This is a genomic window from Pseudoxanthobacter sp. (assembly GCF_036822375.1).
Classification (GTDB): Bacteria; Pseudomonadota; Alphaproteobacteria; order Rhizobiales; family Segnochrobactraceae; genus Pseudoxanthobacter.
On sequence record NZ_DAISHT010000257.1, the window covers coordinates 1 to 4339 of the forward strand.

The 4339-nt window shown below is 70.0% G+C and carries 4 protein-coding genes; 2 read left to right on the top strand and 2 right to left on the bottom strand.

The genetic code is table 11. From position 1 onward, the window contains the following. Both V7067_RS15960 and V7067_RS15965 read right to left on the bottom strand, forming a co-directional pair. A partial coding sequence (locus V7067_RS15960) for a hypothetical protein (RefSeq protein ID WP_334176889.1) occupies positions 1 to 450 on the bottom strand: 450 nt, incomplete at its 3' end. A gap of 145 nt (positions 451 to 595) precedes the next feature. Continuing rightward, positions 596 to 1834, bottom strand: a complete 1239-nt coding sequence (locus tag V7067_RS15965) for a GNAT family N-acetyltransferase (RefSeq protein WP_334176890.1) — start codon at positions 1832 to 1834, stop codon at positions 596 to 598. Positions 1835 to 2369: 535 nt separating this feature from the next. Between V7067_RS15965 and V7067_RS15970 the strand changes: the two genes are divergently transcribed. Both V7067_RS15970 and metF read left to right on the top strand, forming a co-directional pair. After that, positions 2370 to 3398 (top strand): metalloregulator ArsR/SmtB family transcription factor, encoded by a 1029-nt coding sequence (locus V7067_RS15970; protein ID WP_334176891.1) that lies wholly within the window; start codon positions 2370 to 2372, stop codon positions 3396 to 3398. Positions 3399 to 3444: 46 nt separating this feature from the next. Then, positions 3445 to 4339, top strand: an 895-nt coding sequence (metF, locus tag V7067_RS15975) for a methylenetetrahydrofolate reductase [NAD(P)H] (protein WP_334176892.1), incomplete at its 3' end; no start/stop codon positions are given.

Here is a 4339-nt window from a genome sequence, read left to right on the forward strand (position 1 = left end):
GAGCGGCACCGAGCCGACATAGCGCGATTGCAGGTTGCGGATGGCGGCATGGGCGGCGAAACCGGCCATGGAAACCGTGCCGGCGGCCACCGAGCGGCCCAGCTTGGAGCGGGCGCCGGCCTCCTGCGCATAATAGTGGTAGTGGGCGATGGTGCGCTCGATCGGGTCGCGCAGCCAGATCCAGTACTGGCCCGGATCGGGTTCGATTTCCGCGAGGTCGGCCACCGAGAAGTGGCCGTGGATCACGAGCACGCCCTCGCCGGCCAGCGCGGCAACGGCGGCGCGGTCGAGCGTGGCACCGGCCTCGCGGATGCGGGGATGGGTGCGGGGATGCTCGCGGCCATAGGCAAAAGCCACGCGGTCGCCGTAGGCATTGAGCAGCACCTCGGCAAAGGTGGTGCCGCCGGTCTGCGGGGCGTGGATCGAGAAGATCGGGCGATGGTTGGTCATCGGAACTGTCACGAACCAGATCGGGTTGGAATCGCCGGCCGGCGGACGAACCCGTTTACCGGCTGGAAAGGCTACTCTCGCGCGAGAGGGTGAATCCTCCCTTTCCAAACCGCCCCGAAACGGCGCGCAGGCCGCGTCGTCCCCGTCAGAGGGTGAAATCCGGGGGCGGTGTGTCTTCTTTGTGCGCAAAAGGGCCGCCGGCGTTGATCTCGTCGCACATCGCGGCGACGGCCGGCCGCTCGCGGCTCAGAAAATCGGCCACGGCATCGCGCAGGCCGCGGTGGGCGATGAAGTGGGCCGAGCGGGTGAGAACGGCGCGATAGCCGCGCGCCGCCTTGTGCTCGCCCTGCGCCCCGGCTTCCACCCGCGCAAGCCCGCGGGCGAGGGCGAATTCCACCGCCTGATGGTAGCAGACCTCGAAATGCAGGAACGGGCGGTCCTCGATGGCGCCCCAGTAGCGGCCGAAGAGCGTGTCGGAGCCGATGAAGTTCAGCGCTCCGGCAATCGGCCGGCCGCCGTCCAGCGCCATGACCAGCAGAATGCGCTCCGCCATCCGCTCGCCGATCAGCGAGAAGAAGCGGCGGTTCAGATAGGGCGTGCCCCATTTGCGGCTGCCGGTATCCCGATAGAACCCGTAGAAGGCGTCCCAGTCGGCTTCGGTGATGTCGCGGCCCGTCCGCCAGACGATCTGAAGCCCGCCGGCCGCCGCCTCGCGCCGCTCGCGCTTCACCTGCTTGCGCTTGCGGGAGGCGAGCGCGGCGAGAAAACCCTCGAAGCTGCCATAGCCTGCGTCCTGCCAGTGATACTGGATATCGAACCGCGGCAGGAAGCCGGCCGCCTCAAGGGCGGCCATGTCGCTCTCGCCGGCAAAGGTGACATGGGCGGAGGAGGCGCCGAGGGCGTGCGTTGCCGCCGGCAGGGCGTTGGCCAGCGCCTGCCGGGCCGCCGCGTCGCGGGCGAGCAGGCGGGGCCCTGCGGCAGGCGTGAAGGGAACCGCGATCTGCAGCTTGGGATAATATGACCCGCCGGCCCGCTCGAAGGCCTCCGCCCACGACCAGTCGAACACATATTCGCCGCGCGAATGGCTCTTCAGATAGGCCGGCACGGCGGCGGCCGGCGCATCGTCGGTGCCGCCTGCCAGCAGGTGGTGCGGTGCCCAGCCGGTCTTCGGCGAAACCGTGCCCGAGGCCTCCAGCGCCTCAAGAAAAGCGTGACAGACGAAGGGGTTGAACGGCTGCGGCGGGCAGCCTTCCGCCTCCAGCCGCCCGCCGGGATGCATCCGCCAGCCGGGGTTTGCAAGCCGGTCCCACACCGCCGGCGCAATGGCGGCGAGCGAACGGGCAACGCGGATCGGGAAACCGTCATCGGCAGGGGTGGCGGGCATGGATCGGAACCGGAGGCGATTGGCAGGGCAGCCGGGTGGAGCGGGGCAGCCATATGGGGCAGGGCAGCCGCGCGATCGCCAGCTTGCACCCGCCCGGCGCCGGCGCCAAGAGCGGACATGTTGTGGCCGGCACGCGCGGCCGGCAAGTGTAGTCGCCAAGTGGAGCCGGCAAGTGGAGCGGGCAAGCGGAGCCGGCATGTTTGGCCGGCATGTTTGGCCGGCACGCGCGGCCGGATTGCGCTTGTTCCGCCCACCGCCCACCGCCCACCGCCCACCGCCCGCCGGCCGGGGTGGCAGGGCGGGCCGGCAAGCGGTGGGGCGCACCGGATGGCGATCAATTTCATGGGATTTTATATCGGCCACGCCGGCCGGCGGGCGGTGCAGCCGCCGCAGCGCCAGCCCGGCGGCGAATGTGCGGGAAGCGGTTGCGCAAGGGGCAAGAAAGAGATAAAGATATCTTTATATCGCGCTGATCGTATCCGGCCGCCGGATACGGCCGGCCTTTTCGTCCCGCCCTGTCGCCTGAGCCAGACTGATGCAAGAGCCTGTCCATCGCGTTGCCCTCGATGCGCTTGTCGCGGCCCTGAAGGCGGCCGGCGAGCCGACGCGGCTGCGCATTCTGGCGCTGCTGGCGGAGGGCGACCTCTCGGTGAAGGATCTGACCACCATTCTGGGGCAGAGTCAGCCGCGCATCTCCCGCCATCTCAAACTGCTGGTCGAGGCCGATCTGGTCCACCGTTTTCCCGAAGGGGCGTGGGCCTATTACCGTCTTGCCGACGGCATGCGCAGCGGCGGCTATGCCGAGGGCCTGCTTGGCGCGCTGGACGAGGCCGACCCGCTGGTGCGCCGCGACCGCGAACGCCGCGAGGCGGTGCGCCGGGCCCATGCGGAGGCGGCGGCGGCCTATTTTGCCGACAACGCCGCCGGCTGGAGCGAACTGCGCCGGCTGCATGTGAGCGAGGCGGCGGTCGAGCAGGCGCTGCGCGAGGTGGTGGGGCCGGGGCGCTTCGGCGCCATGCTGGATATCGGCACCGGCACCGGCCGCATGCTGGAGCTGTTCGGCGATCTTTATGCGCAGGCCATCGGCATCGACCAGAGCCAGCCGATGCTGGCGGTGGCCCGGGCCAATCTGGAGGCGGCGGGCGAGGGCGGCGGCCGCGACGTGCAGGTGCGCCATGGCGATGTGCATGCCATTGCGCTGCCGCCGGCGAGCTTCGATCTCGTGACCATTCATCAGGTGCTGCACTTCCTGGACGATCCGCACCGTGCGGTGCGCGAGGCGGCGCGGATGCTGCGGCCCGGCGGGCGCCTGCTGATCGTGGACTTCGCCCCCCACGGGCTGGAATTCCTGCGCTCCCACCATGCCCACCGCCGCCTCGGCTTCGACCATGCCACGGTCGAGGGCTGGATTCACGATGCCGGGCTTGAGCCCGTCGTCACCCGCGACCTCGCCCCGCAGGGCGACGAGGGGCGGGACGAGAAGCTGACGGTCACGATCTGGCTGGCGCGCGATCCGCGCCTTCTGGTGGCGGCCGGTTCTGAGGCGGCTGCCCGCCCGGCCTGAGGGCGGCGGGCCGGCAGCGCTGATTGCCACGACTGGAGACGGTTTCATGAGCGAAAAGACGCCGAACGGGCGCACCCGCCTCAGCCGGGTGGAAGGCGAGGCACCGATCGAGGTGTCGTTCGAGTTCTTCCCCCCGAAGACGGACGAGATGGAAAAGACGCTGTGGACGGCGATCCAGCGCCTTGCGCCGCTGGGGCCGAGCTTCGTTTCCGTCACCTACGGGGCCGGCGGCTCCACCCGCGAGCGCACCCACGCCACGGTGGCCCGCATCGTGCGCGAAACCGCGCTGAAGCCGGCTGCGCACCTGACCTGCGTGGCCGCCAGCCGCGACGAGGTGGATGACGTGGTGCGCAGCTATCGCGACGCCGGCGTCGGCCACATCGTGGCGCTGCGCGGCGATCCGCCGGAAGGCCCGGGGGCGCCCTACCATCCCCATCCGCAGGGCTATCAGAGCACCGACGCGCTGGTGGCCGGCATCCGCGCCATCGGCGATTTCGAGGTGTCGGTCTCTGCCTATCCCGAGCGCCACCCGGCCAGCCCGGACTGGCAGACCGAGATCGACATCCTGAAGCGCAAGGTCGATGCCGGCGCCACGCGGGCCATCACCCAGTTCTTCTTTGAAAACGACCTCTACGATGCCTATGTGGAGCGGGTTCGTGCGGCGGGCATCGACATTCCCGTCGTGCCGGGCATCCTGCCGGTTCTGGGGCTGACGCAGGTGACGCGGTTTGCCGAGCGCACGGGAGCCTCGGTGCCGGCCTGGCTGGCGCGGCGTTTCGAGGGACTGGACGACGACGCGGTGACGCGCCAGCTCGTCTCTGCCGCCGTGGCGGCCGAGCAGGTGCTGGATCTCGTCGACCGCGGCGTGACCGACTTTCACTTCTACACCCTGAACCGGGCCGATCTCGTTTATGCCATCTGCCACCTTCTGGGCCTGCGCC